Origin of the sequence: Blastomonas sp. CCH1-A6, from assembly GCF_001556365.1 — a bacterium.
Taxonomy (GTDB): domain Bacteria; phylum Pseudomonadota; class Alphaproteobacteria; order Sphingomonadales; family Sphingomonadaceae; genus Blastomonas; species Blastomonas ursincola.
The window spans coordinates 1-19,175 of record NZ_LSIS01000336.1 but is presented as its reverse complement, the minus strand read 5'-3'; the positions used below and the strand labels follow the sequence as shown (position 1 = coordinate 19,175).

At 60.0% G+C, this 19,175-nt stretch carries 14 protein-coding genes; 1 reads left to right on the top strand and 13 read right to left on the bottom strand.

Annotated elements, in window-relative coordinates; genetic code table 11:
• Window positions 1–240: 240 nt before the first annotated feature.
• The 13 genes from AX735_RS16175 to AX735_RS16120 all read right to left on the bottom strand — a co-directional run bounded on the left by AX735_RS16175 (window position 241) and on the right by AX735_RS16120 (window position 18,327).
• Entirely contained in the window at window positions 241–1,143 is a 903-nt protein-coding gene (locus tag AX735_RS16175; protein ID WP_054525393.1) for an SDR family oxidoreductase, read from the bottom strand.
• Window positions 1,144–1,248: 105 nt separating this feature from the next.
• Window positions 1,249–2,394 (bottom strand): acyl-CoA dehydrogenase family protein, encoded by a 1,146-nt coding sequence (locus AX735_RS16170; protein ID WP_011415064.1) that lies wholly within the window; start codon window positions 2,392–2,394, stop codon window positions 1,249–1,251.
• 37 nt (window positions 2,395–2,431) lie between these two features.
• The gene (locus AX735_RS16165) at window positions 2,432–3,652 is read right to left on the bottom strand and encodes a thiolase family protein (protein ID WP_431521399.1); all 1,221 of its coding nucleotides are present in this window, start codon (window positions 3,650–3,652) and stop codon (window positions 2,432–2,434) included.
• Between the two features lie 61 nt (window positions 3,653–3,713).
• Window positions 3,714–4,508: an enoyl-CoA hydratase/isomerase family protein gene (locus AX735_RS16160; RefSeq protein ID WP_054525391.1), complete on the bottom strand. Its 795-nt coding sequence runs from the start codon at window positions 4,506–4,508 to the stop codon at window positions 3,714–3,716.
• A gap of 66 nt (window positions 4,509–4,574) precedes the next feature.
• Window positions 4,575–6,119 carry a class I adenylate-forming enzyme family protein gene (locus AX735_RS16155; protein ID WP_082731453.1) on the bottom strand — a complete coding sequence of 515 codons (1,545 nt, stop codon included), beginning with the start codon at window positions 6,117–6,119 and terminating at the stop codon, window positions 4,575–4,577.
• A gap of 129 nt (window positions 6,120–6,248) precedes the next feature.
• The gene (locus AX735_RS16150; protein ID WP_082731454.1) at window positions 6,249–7,883 is read right to left on the bottom strand and encodes a GMC family oxidoreductase; all 1,635 of its coding nucleotides are present in this window, start codon (window positions 7,881–7,883) and stop codon (window positions 6,249–6,251) included.
• A 76-nt stretch (window positions 7,884–7,959) separates the two neighbouring features.
• Window positions 7,960–9,384, bottom strand: coding sequence for an aldehyde dehydrogenase family protein (locus tag AX735_RS16145; protein WP_157228455.1), 1,425 nt, complete (start codon window positions 9,382–9,384; stop codon window positions 7,960–7,962).
• A 1-nt stretch (window position 9,385) separates the two neighbouring features.
• Window positions 9,386–9,529 (bottom strand): hypothetical protein, encoded by a 144-nt coding sequence (locus AX735_RS25965; protein WP_168196078.1) that lies wholly within the window; start codon window positions 9,527–9,529, stop codon window positions 9,386–9,388.
• A gap of 86 nt (window positions 9,530–9,615) precedes the next feature.
• Window positions 9,616–12,159 (bottom strand): TonB-dependent receptor, encoded by a 2,544-nt coding sequence (locus AX735_RS16140; protein ID WP_066114294.1) that lies wholly within the window; start codon window positions 12,157–12,159, stop codon window positions 9,616–9,618.
• Between the two features lie 609 nt (window positions 12,160–12,768).
• Entirely contained in the window at window positions 12,769–13,698 is a 930-nt protein-coding gene (locus AX735_RS16135) for a 3-keto-5-aminohexanoate cleavage protein (RefSeq protein ID WP_011415056.1), read from the bottom strand.
• Between the two features lie 13 nt (window positions 13,699–13,711).
• The gene (locus AX735_RS16130) at window positions 13,712–14,503 is read right to left on the bottom strand and encodes a cyclase family protein (protein WP_011415055.1); all 792 of its coding nucleotides are present in this window, start codon (window positions 14,501–14,503) and stop codon (window positions 13,712–13,714) included.
• A 16-nt stretch (window positions 14,504–14,519) separates the two neighbouring features.
• Window positions 14,520–16,883, bottom strand: a complete 2,364-nt coding sequence (locus tag AX735_RS16125) for a TonB-dependent receptor (protein ID WP_231726127.1) — start codon at window positions 16,881–16,883, stop codon at window positions 14,520–14,522.
• Between the two features lie 25 nt (window positions 16,884–16,908).
• Complete coding sequence (locus AX735_RS16120; protein ID WP_058454905.1) at window positions 16,909–18,327, bottom strand: amidohydrolase family protein; 1,419 nt, start codon at window positions 18,325–18,327, stop codon at window positions 16,909–16,911.
• Window positions 18,328–18,449: 122 nt separating this feature from the next.
• On the opposite strand from AX735_RS16120, the gene AX735_RS26955 reads away from it, so the two are divergent.
• Window positions 18,450–19,133: a TetR/AcrR family transcriptional regulator gene (locus AX735_RS26955; RefSeq protein WP_066213188.1), complete on the top strand. Its 684-nt coding sequence runs from the start codon at window positions 18,450–18,452 to the stop codon at window positions 19,131–19,133.
• Window positions 19,134–19,175: the final 42 nt, after the last annotated feature.

Below are 19,175 nucleotides of genomic sequence, written 5' to 3'. Positions count from 1 at the left end.
GTCCGCCGTATCGCAAGAGCATGAAATCTATCGCGATAATTTTGAATCAGACTCTCATGGCTGATCCTCTCTTCCCAGGAGATATTGTGTAGTTCATGCCGTTTGGCGGCATTTGAGGGCCGTCGTCCAATTCAATTCGCTGCAGAACTATTCCTGCTGCTCATCGATATCTGGCGGCGGCACGACGCCATCGGCAGCCCGACGGCCGCTCAAAAATATCATGGTAATTCATTGGGTTGATTACGCTCTCAGCGCCCGTTCTACCGCCTCAAGGCTGTCATTCAGCCCGAGCGGGTGCTCGGCATCCGTGAAGTCGACAATTCTACCCCAGTGCCGGGCGACATCATCGAGCGTGAACGCCCTGTCCGCTCCGAAGGCGTGCCCAAGCGCGCGCTCCCACCTAAGCTTGGCGATATAGCCGGCTCCAACTTCAAAAAGCCCTTTGGTTTCGCTGCAATTCTCGTGCGCAAGCCAACCGACCAATGGACTGATCGCTTCCGCTCTGAGATTGGCGAGAAACTCTTGTGGAAAGGCGGTCGCGGTCATACGCGATGCGGCGATTGGGGCGATCGTATTAACCTGGATGTTTCTGGACCGCCCCTCCTCCGCCAGCGCGTTCGCAAGCCCCAATATTCCGAGCTTGGCTGCGGCATAGTTGGCCTGACCGAAGTTGCCGTAGATTGCGGCTGCAGACGTGGTCATGACGATGCGGCCATAGCCCTTGTCGCGCAGTATCGGCCATGCTGCCTGCGTCACTGCCCGCGTCCCATTCAGATGGACCCGCTGAAGCAGTGTCCAGTCTTCGTCGGTCATTTTGTGGAAGCTCACATCGCGCAGGATGCCGGCATTGTTGATGACGACGTCAACGGTTCCGAAGTTGTCAAGCGCGGCTTGGATGATCAGCGCGCCCTCCTCGACCGACGCATAATTTGCCACCGCCTGACCGCCCGTGGCTCGAATTTCGTCGACCACATTGTCAGCGGCTGTGGAGCAGCTGCCGCTCCCTTTCTCGTCGCCACCCAGATCATTCACCACCACCTTGGCTCCGCGCCCGCCAAACATCAGCGCGTACTGGCGCCCAAGTCCGCCTCCGGCTCCGGTCACAACCACTACCCTGCCATCGAAACGAAGCTCTTCGTCCATCGCTTGTCTGCCTCTTTTACCTGAGCGACGCATCTGCGCATTTGATCCTGTGCGAGTCAGGCACGCGGCTCCATTTCCGTCGACGCTGTCGTTTTCGTCTGAGCCTTACCGAAAGGCTTGAATGCCGGTCAGGGCGCGCGAAACAACAAGCTTTTGAATCTCCGTCGTGCCATCGGGGATGGGGCAAATGATCGCCTCACGCACCAGCCGCTCGACGATGAATTCGCGGGTGACGCCGTTGCCGCCATGGATCTGAAGCGCATCGCGCGTCGCTTCGATCGCCATTTCGGTGGCGTACCACTTGGCCATCGAGCATTCCGTCTCTGCGCGCGTGCCCGCCTGGACGAGGGATATTGCCCGGTGCGTCAACAGACGGGCTGCGTCGATCTTGGTCGCCATGATGGCGATCTTGTCGGCGATCAGCTGATGGCCGGCGATCTTCTTGCCATGCTGCGCGCGATCGCGAGCGTACGCGATCGCCTCATCCATTGCTCGCCGTGCGATGCCGATACTCCACATCGCCATATGGCAGCGGGCAATCTCGAACACTTGCAACGTATTGCGCAATCCATCGCCGACCCGGCCGATCGTGTTTGCCACCGGTACGCGGCATTCGGTCAGGAATATCTGTGCAGTCGATTGGCCGTTGAGCGCCATCTTCTGGATATCGCGCACCTCATACTCACTCTCGTCACGATCGACCAGGATGTGAGTGACTTCATTTTCGCCAGTCTTGCACGTACAGATGAAGATGTCCGAGTAGGCTCCGTTGGTGATCCAGGTCTTTTCGCCATTGATGACCCAGAAATCGCCGTCTCGTACGGCGCGTGTCTTGATGGCGGCGACGTCCGAGCCGACATCGGGCTCCGAGATGCCGAGCGAAACGAACTTCTCGGCCGCGACGAGGTCGGCAAGATAGCGTTGCTTGATCGTCTCCGGGGCGAAGCGGCGGATGAGTTCTGCGCCAACCGCGTTGATGAAGCCGGGTATGGCCACATCGAGCGAGGAATAGGCGATCTCCTCGAAAATGAGCAGATGAGTGAGCCATCCCATATCAAGCCCGCCCCATTGCTCCTGATGCGGTGCGGTAATATGGCCATAGCCGGTCAGTGCTTGAGTCCATTCCTTCATGAGCGGTTTGGGGATGAATCGCTCCCCATGCCGGCGGATTTCCGGCTCAAGCTTGTTGTCGAGAAAGCGGCGGACGGTTTCCACCGCCATGCGTTGTTCATCGGACAGCTCAAAGTTCATATCGTGACCCCGTGTTTCCCTAGGCGCGCTCTGACAACTACCGGCCCAGGATCGTGACGGCGACCACCGCCTCTTCCACCCCGATGACACCTCCGCCGTTCTGCGCGATCGCGAACCGGGCATTCGGAACCTGTCGATCTTCCGCCTCGCCGCGCAATTGCAGCGCAAGCTCGTAGATTTGGCCGAGCCCGGTGGCGCCGATCGGATGTCCCTTGCATTCAAGCCCGCCCGACGTGTTTACCGGAATACGCCCACCCAGCGCCGTCTCACCGCGCTCTGCCGCGAGTCCGCCCTCGCCAGGCGGCGTCAGGCCGAGCGCCTCGATTTCAATGATCTCGCCAACCGCCGTGGCGTCATGCACCTCCGCGACGCCAATATCTTCTGGCCCCACGCCGGCCATCGCATAGGCCCGGTTCGCCGCAAGGCGGCTGACATGGTGGTCATAATCAAAGGGATCGCGCGCGGCGCCGGTTTGCAGCACAGACGCCAGGATTCTTAGCGCCCTGTCCGGGGCTGCCGACAGTTTGCGCCGACCGGCTTCGCTGCAGATGATCGCAGCGGCGGCGCCGTCGCTGATCGGGGAGCACATCGGCAGTGTGAACGGGTAAACGATCGGAGGCGCAGCGAGTACACTTTCGACGGTATATGGGAGGCGATACTGGGCAAGCAGATTGCGCGTCGAATGCATGTGATTTTTCGCCGAGACGGCCGCGATTTGCGCTTGCGTCGAGCCGTAGGTCTTCATGTGCGCGCGTGCCATCGCGGCGTATACATCCATGAAAACGCTGTAAGGCTGACTCGATGTCGTTCCTTCCGGAACATCGACGCCATTGCCCATGGCCAGCAGCTGCGCGCGGCCCGACTCGGTTTCATGCACGTCCCAAGCGCCATCGAATGCACTGAACATGAGCGCCTTGTCGGGCGAGTACATCTTCTCCGCGCCGAGCGCGAGTACGACATCCGCTGCCCCCGATCGAACATAGGCGGCGGCCATGTGCAAGGCCGTGGAAGCCGTCGCACATGCGTTTTCGACATTCACCACGGGAACGCTTGAGATGCCCATCGCTCGCGCCACGATTTCGCCGCGGATCATGTCCTGGCCCTCCATATGCCCCTGGACGCAATTGCCGAAGAAGATGGCTTCGACATCGCCGGCGGTGCATCCTGCGTCGGAAAAGGCCTGCGACGAAGCTTCGGCGCAGAGCATTTTCAGGCTCTTGTCGAACTGTTTTCCGAACGGGGTCATCCCAACCCCCATGACGAATATGTCGGTCATTCGTTGATCCATTCTTCCAATGTGTTCCGCATCCGATCAGGTCTCACCGGTCGGAAAAATCGGGCTTCCGCTTCTCCCGGAATGCCGCCAGTCCTTCGACAATGTCGTTGGACAAGGCGTAAGCAGCCATGGCTTCGAGTTCCTGACGCAGCCCGACTTCGAGCGAGCTATCCTGCGCAGCGCGGACTAGCTGCTTCATGTAGGCGAGCCCTGGCCGGCTCTTTTCTGCAAGAGATTCTACCAGCGCTTGCGCTGCCGCAATGAGATCCTCGGGAGCAACCAGTTGGGTCACGAGTCCGGCTTCCTTCATCTCGGCAGCCGAGATGGTCCCGCCGGTCATCATCAGATGTTTCGCACGCGCTTCGCCGATCTTCCTAGGGAGTCGAACCGACCCTCCACCGCCGGGCAACAGGCCGTAATTTGCATGGGCGTCGCCAAATCTGGCCGGGTGCGCGGCAATGACGAGATCACAGCACAACACCAGTTCCAAGCCGCCGGCGAGCGTAAGGCCGTTGACCGCCGCAATTATCGGAAGGCGCGACGTCTCGATCCTGTTAAAAGCCTGACCGAGCCGCGGCAGAAACAGATTTAAGCGTTCGGCGAGAGTTTGTCCGCCTGTTCCATCGCCAATTGCGAGCAGATCCGCGCCAGCGCAAAACGCCCGTCCGGCGCCGGTAAGAATGCAAGCGCGCACCGTCGCATCTGCTTCCGCTGCCTCGATCGCTGCGGCTAGTTCCTCGGCCAAAGCCAACGACAGACTGTTCAACGCTGCCGGCCGGTTGAGGGTCACCCAAAGCGCTGGGCCGCGTTGCTCAACCAGGATGTATTCATAATCCATTGCAGTCTCCCGCGCGCCGGCAGGCGGTCACCGGAATAGAGGATGTGGCTAGGATGGCTGCGTCGGTCATGCCCCCGAAATGCGCCGGTCCTGGCCCGCCCAATAGGGCTCTCGAAGCTTTGAACGAAGCACCTTTCCGACATTGCTCAACGGCAGTGGCTCGGCGGTAAAAACGACCTTGCTTGGCTTTTTTGCGGAGCCCAGACGCTGGCGCACCAAATCTATTATCTCGGTCTCCGTGATTTGTGCTCCGGGCTTGACACGCACCATTGCAAGCGGCGTTTCACCCCATTTTTCATGGGGCACGCCAAAGACCGCGACCTCGAGTACACCGGGATGGTCGGCAATTACGTTTTCGATTTCGGTGGGATAGATATTGAAGCCGCCTGACACGATCATGTCGTTGTTGCGATCGAGCAGATACAAAAATCCGTTTGTGTCGATCATGCCGACATCGCCGGTTTTGACCCAGCCATCTTCCATGCGCCGGGCGGTTTCCTCCGGATCGTTCCAGAATTCCTCCATCTGGCCATTTTCGAACCGTGCGACGATCTCGCCGGGCTCGTTTGGTCCCAGCACCTTTCCGTCCTCGTTACGGATTTCGATATCGGCGCCGCTCATGGGACGTCCGACCGCCCGAATTGGGGCAGAACCTTCAAATTCGCCGAACCACTCGTTGGGCCCCATAGACGCGATGGGCAGGATTTCGGTCTGTCCATAGCCCGAATGAAGAACATGATTCCCGAATATCTGGCACGACTTGCGAAGCGTCGGCTCGGAGATCGGCGCTGAAGCACTCAGCAGAAACTTCAAATTCGGAAAGTGGCGGCCATATGCCCCGTCGTGATGCACTATGGCATTGAGCATGGTGGGGGCTACAAAGGCATGGCTGATCCGTTCCTGCTCGAGAGTGTCAAGAAAGGACGCTGGATCGAAGCCGTCCATCATCACGTTGCGGGCGCCGCAATACCAGGCCGGCACGAACAGGAAGCCCGATGCATGGGACAACGGGCCGACATGCAGAATGGCATCCCCTGGAGCCACTTGGGGGCCGATGCTCAAAAATGCGGCGGAGATCGTCATCCATGAACGGTGCCGATAGGCAACGCCCTTGGGTTTGCCCGTCGTGCCGCCGGTGTGGCGGATGACACAATAGTCCTCCGGCGCGACGACGGGATCAGGATCCCGGTCCGAGGCTGTCGCCAACCAATTCTCATAGTTGTGATCGCGGATAATGATCCGCTCAAGCGTCGGAGCTTGGGCATCCAGCCCCGCCAACTCCGAAGCCAATGCCTCATCGACCAGCGCCAACCGAGATCCGGTACTCGCGATCATATGGGCGTGCGCTTCACATCGGTTGCGCGCATAGAGAGGAACACGCGTATAGTTTCCAATGGCAGCCGCCAGTATGATGTCGGCGGCCTCGATGGAGTTCTTCTCCAGCGTAGCAATCCGGTCACCCGGTTGAAGGCCGCACTCCGCAAGAGCATTTGCGAGCTTCACGCCGCGCAACCAGGCTTCCGAGAAAGTCAACCGCCTGTGGCCGTGAACGAGAGCCTCTTGCTGGGCGAAATAACGTGCGGCGCGACGTATTTGCGTACGGACGTCCATCAGCCGCGCTCCTCTAAGGCGCTCGCCCACAATGGCGCAGTCGACACATAATAAACTGACATGCGATAGGCCTCTCCGGACTTCTTTTCGTAAGCATCTGTGTCTGCAGCATTGATCCAATCGTCCAATTCAATATTCTGCGATGCTATTCTTGCTGCTCATATTATCGTGCCGGATCATGTCGGCGGCTTTCTCGCCGATCATGATGCAGGTTGCATTGGTGTTGCCGTTGACGACTGATGGCATGATCGAGGCATCGGCCACGCGGATATTTGCGAGGCCGTGAACGCGCAGGCGGTTGTCGACCACCGCCATCTCGTCGGTGCCCATCTTGCATGTTCCCACCGGATGATAAGCATGATTGGCTTCTGCCCGGATATAGGCGTCGATCTCTTCATCAGTTTCAAGGTAGCGGTCAGGATAGAGAGGCCGTTTCATCATCGCCTTCATGCGATCCGAATGCAGGATCTCCTGCACGACACGGAAGGCATTGCGCAACGTCTTGAGGTCGTCGGGATGACTCAAGAGATTGAGGTCCACCTTGGGATCGGATTCGGGGTTTGAGTCATGTAAGGCAACCCAGCCGCGGCTCTTTGGGCGCCCAATATTGAGAATGATCGTATAGCCCCATTTCGTCATCAGCTTGTAGTCGCGCGCATGGTCGCGATAGGCGAGCGGCACGACATGGACCTGGCAGTCCGCCCGGTTCTGCCCCGGCGCGGATCGCAAGAAACCGCCTGCAGCCGTGGGCGGCGATGCCAGCCAGCTTTTCCTTTGCGTGAGATACTGGAATAGGTCTCGCACGGTCTTGAGCGCGCCAACGACATTGAGTGCGATCCCGAGCCGCTTCTTCGACTGGTAGACCAGCATCAGGTCAGGATGGTCGTGAAGATTCTGGCCGACACCGGGAATATCATGAATCACTTCGATTCCATGCTTCTCCAACTCATCACGCGGTCCGATACCGGAAAGCATCAACAGTTGGGGCGAATTATAGGCGCCGCCGCTGACAATGACTTCCTTTTCGCACGGGATCGTCTTCAACTGCCCGTCCTGGGAATACTCGACTGCCACCGCGCGGTTGCCCTCAAACCTGATACGATGGACGCGGGCATGTACTTCGACGCGGAGGTTGCCGCGCCTGCCCATCACCGGATCAAGGTAACACGCCTTCACGCTGGCGCGCTTCCCGTCCTTCACGGTAAACTGATAGATGCCGACACCTTCCTGGCTGGCACCATTGAAGTCCGGATTGGCTGGATGGTCCAGTCCAGTCGCCGCCTCGATGAAAGCATCATAGACATCGAATTCGCGCTTGCCGTTGGATACGTGAAGCGGTCCCGACGAGCCGTGAAACTCATCCTCACCGCGCTCATTATTCTCAGCCTTGCGGAAATAGGGCAGGACATCGTTGTAACCCCAGCCGTCGTTGCCGAGTTCGGCCCAGTGGTCGAAATCCGACCGGTCGCCGCGGATATAGACCATCCCGTTCATACCGCTCGATCCACCCAGCATCTTCCCGCGCGGATTGTAGAGGCGGCGGTCGTTGAGCGCCTTTGAAGGGTCGGTGTTGAACCGCCAGTTGAGCGTATTGATCCGATAGTCTTGGATCAGCGCCGCAAAAGCGCCGGGCGTGGACACAAGCGGCGAGGTGCCTGGGCCGCCTGCCTCGAGCAGGCAAACGGTGACATCGGGGTCCTCGGACAACCGGCTGGCGATAACGCCGCCCGACGACCCACCTCCAATAATTACATAGTCAGCCATTTGCTTCCCTTGTCATTCGACCCATGCTGGCGACCCGGCGTCATGCAACATGCCAGCATCAACCGCCGCAGCCACGTCAGAGGATCTTTTCGAAGATGTTGAGTAGTCCTTCGGTCTTGCTCGAATAGGGTGGCAGAAGTTGACCAAGCAGGCTGAGTTTCGGCTGAGAGAACACCGGCTTGTAATGAGTGAAGCGCTCGAAACTGGCGACGCCGGTATAGGCACCGATGCCGCTCTGTCCGATGCCACCGAAAGGCAGCCGGCGCTGGAAGACGTGCATGACCGTGCCGTTGAGAGTCACGCCGCCAGCGTGCGTTTCGGAAATGATCTTGCGCCGTTCCTCACTTTCGTCGCCAAAATAATAGAGCGCCAGCGGGCGCTCATGCCGGTTTACGTAGCGAATGAGCTCGTCTTCGGAGCGATATGGCATGATCGGCAGGATCGGTCCGAAAATCTCCTCCTGCATCATCGCCATGTCATCGGTAACGTCGAGAACCGCCAACGGCACGATCCGATGCCGTTCAGGAAGCGTTCCATCGCCGTTGTCCGAGAGGTTGAGCACCGTCGCGCCCTTGGCTTCGGCATCATCGAGCAAACCTTGGAGCCGCGCGAACTGTCGGTCATTGATGATACTGGTGAAATCGGGGTTGCTTGCCGCGTTGGGGTAGCATTTGGCAACCTGAGCGCGGAGTGCGGCGACGAAGCTTTCCATCTGATCGACATGGACGAAGGCATAGTCAGCGGCGATGCAGGTCTGGCCGGCGTTGAGCAGCTTGCCGAACACTAAGCTTTCACAGACTTGTGCAAGCGATGCACCCTTGCCCACGATGGCAGGGCATTTGCCGCCAAGTTCCAGAGTAACAGGTGTAAGGTTGGCAGCCGCCGCTTCATAGACTTTGCGGCCAACCGCGGGTGAACCGGTGAAGAGAATATGGTCGAAAGGTAGGGCCGTCATCGCCTGTGCCATGTCGGGCCCGCCCTGGACAATCGCGAATTCCTCTTCGGCGAAATACCGGCGCACAAGCCGCTCGCTGGCTTCGGCGGCGTTGGCGGAAACTTCGCTCGGCTTTGCGATCACGCGGTTGCCGGCCGCCAATGCACCGGCCGCGCCAACGAATATGGTGCCGAGCGGATAGTTCCACGTGCCGAGAACGCCCACCACACCTAGGGGCTGGGGGACCAGGCGCGATGAACCGGGAAGGCCGAAGATGTCAGTCTTCACCCGCCGCGGCCTCAGCCACGTCTTCAGATTGCGGCGCGCAAATTTAATTTCCGATATGCCAAGCATCAGGTCGAGCAGGATAGTCTCGTAGCGGGATCGAATGCCGAAATCGGCGGCAACGGCATCGACCAATTCGTCTCTGTGCTGCTCAAATATCCGGCCAAGGCGCCCGAGCAGGTCCATGCGTTCTTCGTAGCTGCGCGAAACCTGCTCACGCGTCCCTTCGCGTTGGGTCGCGAAAATTCGTTCCAGCTCAGTTCTGTTCCGAGACGCATCCACGTTAAATCGTCCGGAGGCGCGCTGGCCGCTCGGCGCTGCTCGCCTGGGCGGTGCTTTCAGCTGCGCCGATCTCAGTGATCACAGCGCGCTCGATTCTGTACGCCGTGCCGATGAATGAGGGACCGTTGCCGGTGGAACGCATCATGGATACTCCTCGGTCTGAAAGTCAGGTCGAAAAAATCGGGGGCAGCGGGCGGGAGAGGATGCCCGCCGCCCCCGTCGCAGCAGCGATCAGAACTTGACTGTCGCCTCGACGCCATAGGTCCGGGGGAAGCCGCGGTTCAGATAATCGAGCCCGAACACGTTGATGTTCAAGCCATAGGTGTAATAATATTCGTCGAACAGGTTCTTCGCCCACAGGCTGACCGACACATTCTCGCGTTCGTAGGTCAGCCTGCCATTGACCAGCCAATAGCTGGGATTGCCGCAGGAAATGTCGGGGCCGGCGAGCGTGATGTTCGATCCCGGCGGCGGCGCATCGCAGGGATCCTGGCCGTAATTGCCGAACGGATCGAAGAAATAGCGGCCGGTATAGGACGCATCGCCGCGCAGCGTGACCTTGTTCTTGCCATCATCCAGGACCGTCCAGTCAGATCCCAGGCGGAAGCTGAAGCGCGGCGCATTGGGAAAGGGATTGCCGTTGACGTTCAGCGTCGGACTGGACGGATCGGTCGGATCGATCACATTGCCCTTGTAGCGGCTGTTGAGATAGCTCAGCGACCCATCCAGCCGCAGCCGGCCGGTTGCCTGCCAGGTCAGCTCCGCCTCGCCGCCGAACAGCCGCCCGTCCGAACTGCGGGTGAAGGTGGTCGCGCCGACCACCTGGGTCACCTGATGGTTCGAATAATCGTAGTAGAAACCGGCCAGGTTCAGCTGCACCCGCCGGTCGAACAGCCGGGTCTTGAGGCCCAGCTCATAGGCGTTCACCTTTTCCGGCTGGATGTAATAGACCTGGTTGACGCCCTGATAGGCAAGGCCGTTGAAGCTGCCGCTGCGATAGCCGCGGCTGTACTGGGCATAGCCCAGGATATCGTCGGCAAAATCATAGCTGACATTGACCCGGCCGGTCAGCCGGTTGGCATCGCGCCGCTGTTCCAGCGGGGTAAGGTTCGGGTTGTACGGGTTGCTGTACGGGATCAGGTTGACCACCGGCGTGGCGCCGTCCAGCCCGTAGATGAACGTGCTGCCGTTCAGATAGTTGACCTCGTCCCAGGTATAGCGCGCGCCGACCGCGATGGTCAGCTTGTCGGTCGCCTTCCAGGTCACATCGCCATAGACGGCGATCGACGGCCGCTCGATATCGTAGCGCTGTTCGCCCAGGATCGGCGTGAAGGGCGGTGCCCCGGCACCGGCACAGGCCGCCGAGAACGCGCCGCCGGCGCCGCCATTGCCGGTATTGTTGATGGCGATGTCGGTCTGCAGCGCGACCAGCGAGCGCGCGTCGAGAAAGCCGTTCGGATTGATCTCCACCGGCGCGCAGAACCCGGCATCGCCCGGCTGAAGCGTCGGATCGAGCGCGAAGGCGGGCAGGAAGCGGATCGCATCGGGCGTGCCGATCGCGGCGTTGTTGAAATTCCCGGGCAGTCCGGCACCCAGCAACAGCGGACGGAGCACCCCGAAAAAGTCCGGATAGTTGACCGTCTTGACCTTGTCCCGGCCGTAGTAAAAGCCGCCGATAATGTCGAAGCTGTCATTGGTGTAGCTGAAGCGCAGGTCCTGGTTGAAATTCTTGCTGGTCGAGGTGAAGCCGATCGAGCACAGATCGGCGGGGCCACCGTCGCAATCGTCGGGATTGTTGATATAGTCGCCGGTGTCGAAGCCGGTGATCGACGTGATCGAAAAGGCGTCGGTCACATCCCAGTTGACGGTAAAGGCCACGCCCTGGGTCTTGCTGACATTGCGGCCGATCCGGTCGACCGCCACCTCGTCTTCGCCCAGCAACCGGCCGCCCAGGAACGGCTGCGGATCGAACCGCGAATAGCCCAGCGCGTCCTGGCGTCCCGCCAGCTGGCCGCCGGCATAGGGCGCGGTGCCCCAGGGATCGTCCTTGGCGGCGTACAGTTTCAGGTTGATGTCGACATCGGGATCGGGCTGCCAGCGGATCGAGAGGCGTCCGCCGATCGTGTCGGTGGTGCCCAGATCGCGTTCGTTGCCCGGCAGGACGTTGCGTTGCCAGCCGTCGCCCTCGGCAAACGTGCCGGCGATGCGGACGCCCAGCACGTCCGGCACCAGCGTCGCTTCGGCCGCACCCTGCAGCGTGAAAGTCTGGTAATTGCCATAGCCGGCGGTGACATAGCCGTTGGAATCGCGCAATTCGGGCTTGCGCGTGAAGAAGCTGATCGCGCCGCCGGTGGTGTTGCGGCCGTACAGCGTGCCCTGCGGACCACGCAGCACCTCGACCCGGTCGATATCGTACAGCTGCAGGCCATGACTGGCGCGGAAGCTTTGATAGACCTCGTCGACATAGACCCCGACCGGCGAAGCGGTCGATGCCGAAAATTCGTTCGCCACCGAAATCCCGCGCAGCGCGAAATTGGGCTGGGTGCGGCCATAGGGCGTGGTCACCTGCAGGCTGGGAATCGCGCCGACCAGATCGGAGGTTTCGGTGATGCCGCGCGATTGCAGGTCGGCGCCGCCGATCGCCGAGACCGCCGCCGGCACGTCCTGCAGGTTCTGCTCGCGCTTCTGCGCCGTGACGACGATTGTCTCAAGGCCACCTTCCTGCGCCTCGGGCTTTTCGCCCTGCGATGCAGCGTCCTGGGCATGTGCCGGCACTGCAAGCGCACACGCGATCGATAGCGCGGTGGCACAAAGCAAATTTGTCCTAAAGGCTGTGACCATGACTGTCCTCCCCACGGCATTTTTTGATTTGGCGCCATTTGCCGCGCCTTGGGGCTCATCGTCCAATTCAATTTGTTGGCGAACTATTCCTCCCACTCATTGATTGAGGATTGTTGAGCCTGCACCGGCGACGTCTCGTGGCGGAGCAAATGACCCCATACACTTCATTGGAATAGTCACGCTGAGCGCGCCCAGCGGGACGGATGCGCGCGCGCGAGGCGTTCCAATCCAGCTTTTCCAAACGGTGTATCGGTGTAATCGGCGGTGCCAACGGTTTTCCCTTGCCGAGTAGCAAAGGAAATCAGCTATTCGGGTGACCGTGAATGCACCATCTCTGTCGCCGTGAGCGGCGACAGCGCGCCTTGAAAGCAGCCCCGTCGACATCCGCGTATACGGGCTGTGCATTGTGCCGTTGTTGGATCATGAAGATGAGGTACGAATTCATCTGGCGATACGGATTCTCAGGCACGCCAAAGGGCCGTGTCTGGACGGCCGAATCGGTCGATGACCGAAGCCCTCATTCGCTTGCTTCCTGTGCACGGCTCAGAAGGCGACGCGGTCACTGCCCTTGAGACCGAGGATTTCCCTCGCTTCGGCGGGGCTCGCGGGTTCGTGACCCATTTCGGCGAGGATGCGCTTGATCTTCTCGACCTGCTGGGCATTCGAAGCCGCAAGGACGCCGCGTTCGATGAAAAGGCTGTCCTCGAGCCCGACGCGGACATAGCCGCCGAGCAACGCCGCCTGCGTCAGAAAGGGCATCTGGTGCCTACCCGCGGCGAGCACCGACCAGCGGTAATTGCCGCGTCCGAAGAGGCGATCGGCGGTTTCCTTCATATAATGAAGATTTTCGAGATCGGCACCGATGCCGCCCAATATGCCGAAGATCATCTGGACGAAGAAGGGTGGCTTCACCAGGCCGCGATCGACGAAATGGGCGAGATTGTAGAGATGGCCGACGTCATAGCATTCATGCTCAAATTTGGTACCCGCCTCCGCCATCGTCGTGAGGATCGTCTCGATATCGCGGAAGGTGTTGCGGAAGATATAGTCGTCGGAGCCGGTGACATAGTCCTTCTCCCACGCGTATTTCCAGTCGGCGATGCGCTTCGCGGCGGGGAAGAAGGCGAAATTGAGCGAGCCCATGTTGAGCGAGCAAAGCTCGGGCTTGAAACGCGCAGAGGCGGCGAGGCGCTCGGCGACCGGCATGGTGGCCGCACCGCCCGTCGTGATGTTGATGACGGCGTCGGTGCGCTGCCGGATCACGGGCAGGAAGCGGGCATAGACCTCGGGATCGCCGGTCGGCCTACCGTCCTCGGGGATGCGGGCATGGAGATGCAGGATCGCCGCGCCCGCTTCGGCGGCGGCGATCGACTGCTCGGCGATCTCCTCGGGCGTGACCGGGAGCGCGTCCGACATCGTCGGCGTGTGCGCCGATCCCGTCACCGCGCAGCTGATGATGACCTTGTTGCTCATGGCCAGACTCCATTCAATCGTCGAGGACGGCGACCGCGCGGGTCCAGCCTGCCGAAGCGCCTTTGATCTTGGTCGGGAAACACATCACGGTGAATCCGGAGGATGGAAGCGCTTCGAGATTATGCAGCTTCTCCAGATGGCAATAGCCGATTTCCCGACCCGCTTTGTGCCCCTCCCAGATCAGGTCGGCATTCCCGGTTTCGGCATATTTCTGCGCCGTGTAAGTGAACGGCGCGTCCCATGACCATGCATCGGTCCCTGTCACCCGGACACCGCGCTCAAGCAGGTGAAGCGTGGCTTCGCGGCCCATTCCACACCCCGCGTTGACATAGTCATCCGTGCCGTAGGCCGAACCGGCCCGCGTGTTGATGACCACGATGGTCAGCGGGCTGAGCTTGACGCCGATCCGATCGAGTTCAGCCCGAACATCCTCGGCGGTCACCACATAGCCATCGGGGAAATGCCGGAAATCGAGCTTGACGCCTGGTTGGCAGCACCAGTGGAGCGGAACCTCGTCGATCGTGATCGCCCGCTTGCCCCCATCCATCGTCGAATGAAAATGGTAAGGTGCGTCGAGATGCGTGCCGTTGTGCGTGATCAGCTCGACATGCTCGATCGCCCAGGCCTCGCCATCGGGCAGGTCGCTGGCCGTCATTCCGGGGAAGAAGGCCAGCATCTGTTCTCGTGTATCATCGTGCCCGAAATATCGGACCCGTGGACGAAAGGCCGCCGGATCCGATACGATATCATTCTCGATGGGCATCGAAATGTCGATGATGGACTCGGCGGTGGGAATCGTGATCATGAGAATATATTCCCGGCTAGAACTTATACCCGATGGTCACGCCATAGGTTCGCGGCTCCTCGAGGAAGCCGTTGACGCCAAATCCCACGATGCTGGAGCTGACAAAGGCGTTTGAGATGTACGTCTTGTTGGCGAGATTCTTGCCGTAGACGGTCACGCTCCAGCGATCGCCCGGATCGGTGTAGATCAGCGAGGCATTGAGCTTGGTCTTTGCCGGCTGCGACACCTGCGGAACGTTGAAGGCACTGAAATAGACCTTATCGACCCACAAGACCTCTCCGCGAAGGGCAAAGGATCCATGGTCCGAGCGCACGGTATATTGTGCCATGGCGTCGACCGTCCATTTGGGGGCTTGCGGCAGGCGGTTGCCGGCGTTGTTGAAAGCCGGTGCGCCGGTCGCCGGGTCGACGGTGCGCCCGTCACCTCCGGGTCGCGCGGGATCGATACTGATGAAACTGTCGAACTTGGCGTTGAGATAGGAGCCGGTCAGACCCAGTTCTAAGTCGGGCGTGGGGCGCGCGCGCAACTCGAGCTCGGCACCGTAGATCGTCGCTGTCGCCGCATTCTCCAGCGCGAGTGACGCGTTGACCACCTTGCCGACCTGGAGATCCTTGTAATCATAATAAAAGCCGGCAAGATTTATGCGGAGCCGCCGATCGAGGAATTCCGATTTCAGGCCCCCTTCATAGGCCGTGACCTTCTCCGGCTTCACGGGCGGCTGCACGCCGCCGACATTGTAGGTGCCGCTTTTGAAGCCTCGCGAAACCGAGGCGTAGAGCAAAGCGTCGGGCGTGATTTGATACTCGAGCGCCACTTTCGGCGTGAAGGATCGGAAGGTCTTGTGCGGTTGGCAGGTCGGGACCGATGGGATATCGGCTCCGCACTGGGCGAGCGGCGCGACGGGATTGGCGGGCGAATAGGGTCGCGCGAGGTCGAACTGAAGCTGTTCGGAAATGCCTTTTCGCTCGATGCTGTAACGGCCACCGACGACGAGGTGAATCTCCGGGGTCAGATTGTAGGTCGCTTGCCCGAAGATGGCGCCGGCATCAGTCTCGAGACGCCCGCCGGCATAATAGCCCTGGCGGATGACGCCGGGACCGCCGAAGCCAATATCATTGTAGGGAATGATGATCGCGCCGGCGTCATTTTCGTGGAAATAAAATGCCCCCAGCAGCCATCGGAACCGGTCGGATTCGGACGAGAGCTGAAACTCCTGGCTGAACTGTTTGTCGTCTTCGTTCTGGAAGATCGGCGCGAGACGAAAACTGGTGGAATCGAGGTCCGATCCGGTAATGTATTTCGTGCTGCGATAGGCCGTGATCGACTTGGCTGTGACGCCGCCGAATCGATATGCAATCTCGCTGCTGACACCCCAGATCGTGCGCCGGTTGAACGGATCGGCTTCGTTTGCGATATCGCGCGGATTGCTTGCGGTGACGCCGCCGAACTGAATGCCGAAAGGTGTGATTGTCTGGCCGCTGGCAGTCTGGCCCGCGGGTCCGAAATAATGATAGCCGTTCGCGTTGTCATTTTCTCGATGATAGTCGGCGATCAGAGTGATGGTGAGATCGTCGGCGGGTAAAAGCTTCAGCGTACCACGGATCGAACGGGCATTGGTGTCGTCGATCCTAGTGCCGGTCGTGATGTTTCGGCCATAGCCGTTGCGGTCGTCCGTCGAGAAAGCGATCCGCGCGAGCACTTTATCAGAGACAATCGGGCCGCTGACGGCGCCGTCGAACGCCAAACGACCATAGTTGCCGACCGTGACATCGCCATAACCCGAAAACGTGTCGGTGGGCTGGCGCGTTATGAGGTTGATTGAGCCGCCGGTCGCGTTGCGGCCATAGAGCGTGCCCTGTGGCCCGCGCAGAACTTCCACGCGATCGACGTCGTAGAATGCGCTGAGCGCTGCGGCGCCGCGCGAAATGAACGCGCTGTTGAGGTGGAAAGCGATACTTCCCTCGGCGCCGGTGCTGAGGTTGTCGAGGCCGATGCCGCGCAGCGAGATTCTCGCGACGCCGAGCTGCTGGCCGAGGTTGAGATTGGGGACGGCGGCCTGCAGACCCTCGATGCTGTTGATGCCCGCCTTCGCGAGGTCATTGCCGGATAGGGCCGTCACCGCGAGAGGAATTTTCTGCACCGACTCGCTGCGCTTCTGCGCAGTCACGATGATGTCCTGAAGACCGGCGCCCTGATCCTGTGCGGCGGGCGTCGATACGGCCTCCGGCTGCGGAGTGCTCGCAGCCGATGAAGCCGGCTCAGTCTGTGCGTAAGCGCTTGTGCCAACGACCGCAGGCAAAAGAAGTCCGATCCGCGCGGCGCGCGGCCAAAGCTTATCCATTTCGTAATCCCCTCCTCGTTGGACGCCGACGCGGTTCATGCGGCGCCTTTGGTTTCCTACCCCGCTATGCGGCCAGGTTCTGGCGCGCGGTCTCCTCCATCTCTGCCATTGCCGTGGTGTTGGGCGGCGGAACGAGCGGACCGCGACGCAGGGCCTGCTCCATGATCCGCTCGCGCGAGCCCTCCGCCATGCGGAGCAACTGCTTGAAGTCGACGCCAGTCAAGCGACCGTGGCGCTTCACGACCTCGCCGCGCAGGACCACCGTATCGATGTTGGAAACGTTAGCCTGCAGCACGACCGCGCCCACCATGTCGTTCAGCGGCATGAGGTTGAAGTCGTTGGGCGCGATGAGAACGATATCGCCATCCTTGCCCGGCGTGAGCGATCCCGTGCGATGATCAAGACCCATCGCTTCCGCGCCGTTGATCGTCATCCACGCGATCGCGTCACGTACCTTGAATGGGATATCCTCAGGCATCCGACCTTGCGCATTGACCGGATCGTTGGCCAGGACGCGCGCGTCTTGAAGACCGAGGCGTGCCTGCGTGAGTAGGTCGCCACCGTTGCAGGAGATAACGTCGGCCCCAAGTGTAGGCTTGATGCCGACATCGTGGGCGCGGCCGATCAAGGGGTGGCCCATGCCCATCTGCAGTTCCGTATCGGGCGTGCATGAAACCTTGGCGCCATTATCGGCGAGCAGGCGAAGTTCGTTGTCTGTCACGGAATTGCAATGCACATGGACCTGGTCGGGTCCAAGGAGTCCGGCCGCCGCGAGTTCCTCTATACCGCTGCAAAAAGCGGAGCCCCAGAAACAGTTCGTGTGAATTGTTTGCTGCACGCCAAGTCGGCGGCCTGTCATGATCTCCTTACGCGTCGAATCGAACGGATACATCCCGACCTCGGTGATCGCGACCGCCATGCCCAGCCGCTGATCGTCCGACGAAAAATGCTGCGTCCTTATCCGTTCCGCATCGGCGATGCGTTGGTCGACGCTCGTAAAATAAGGCCGGTCGACCGGTGCTGGATAGAAGCCGTAGGCATAGAGGCCAGCAATCCGGGCGTCCCGCAGGCCGCGGATGGCCTCATCGGCATGTTCCGGACTGTGCGACGTATGTGAGAAGTCATAGAGCGTCGTGATCCCGGCGTTCAGAGCTTCTAGGGCGCCGATATAATTGCCCACATAGACATCTTCTGGCGTATAGACGGGCGAGATGTTGAAGCGGATGCAGCGCATATACTGCATGAGGCTCATGTCGGCGCAAATCGCGCGTAGCTGAGTCTGCCAAGTATGCCGATGCGTATCGACCATGCCTGGCATTACAATCGTGCCGGTCGCGTCGATCTCCTCTGCCTCATCATGGTGAAGGTTTTGACCGATCTCAGCGATGCGTCCGTTCACGATCAAAACATCCCCACTGGGCACGTCGCCGATCGCAGGATCGCCGGTGATGACATAGCCGTTACGGATCAGGATCGGTCTCACAGTTTCGTTCCCCTACCATCTATTTTTGTGACGGAAGCCAGCGTAGGCTGCGCGTCCTTGATCGAGTGATACGAACGTTCCACTCACATGTCAATTCGGGGCGCTTTTGGGGGAGAAGATGATTGAAATTACCAGATATTAAGCCAAAAAAGGCAATCTCCAAGCCGCAAACGGAACGACCGGATCTGCGCGAGCAGATCCTGGACGCCGCCGAGTCGCTGTTCGCGGACCGGGGCTATTTCGGCGTTTCGGTGCGAGAAATAACGGATGCAGCGTCCACACGGCTCGCCGCTGTGAATTATCATTTTGGAACCAAGGAAGCGCTGTTCACGGAAGTCATAGAACGCCGCAGCGCGTGGTTGAACGAAGAGCGGCTGCGAAGGCTTGCGGAGCTGGACCTCGATCCAGATCGCCCGGAAGCATCGGCTCGACTTCTCATCCGCGCATTTTACGGCCCCCTCTTGAGCCGTTTTGAATCCGGTGAGCCGGGGTGGATGAATTATTGTCGCCTCATCTCACAGATAGCAGGCGTGCAACTCTGGATGGACGAAATAGTTGCACCGCTATTTGATGAAATATCTCGCCGATATGTCGAGGCGATGATATCTATCAAACCAAAGTCATCGCGCGATGATGCCTTGCAGGCCTATCAGTTTATTCTGAGCTGTACGCTGTACACATTCGCCGACAATCGCCGGATCGATCACATGTCGGGTGGGCGACTTTCTTCACGGAACATCTCGGTGACCCTGAAGGCCATGGAGGACTTTTGCGTGGGGGGATTGTTATCGTGTCTTAGAGTCTGATTCAAAATTATCGCGATAGATTTCATGCTCTTGCGATACGGC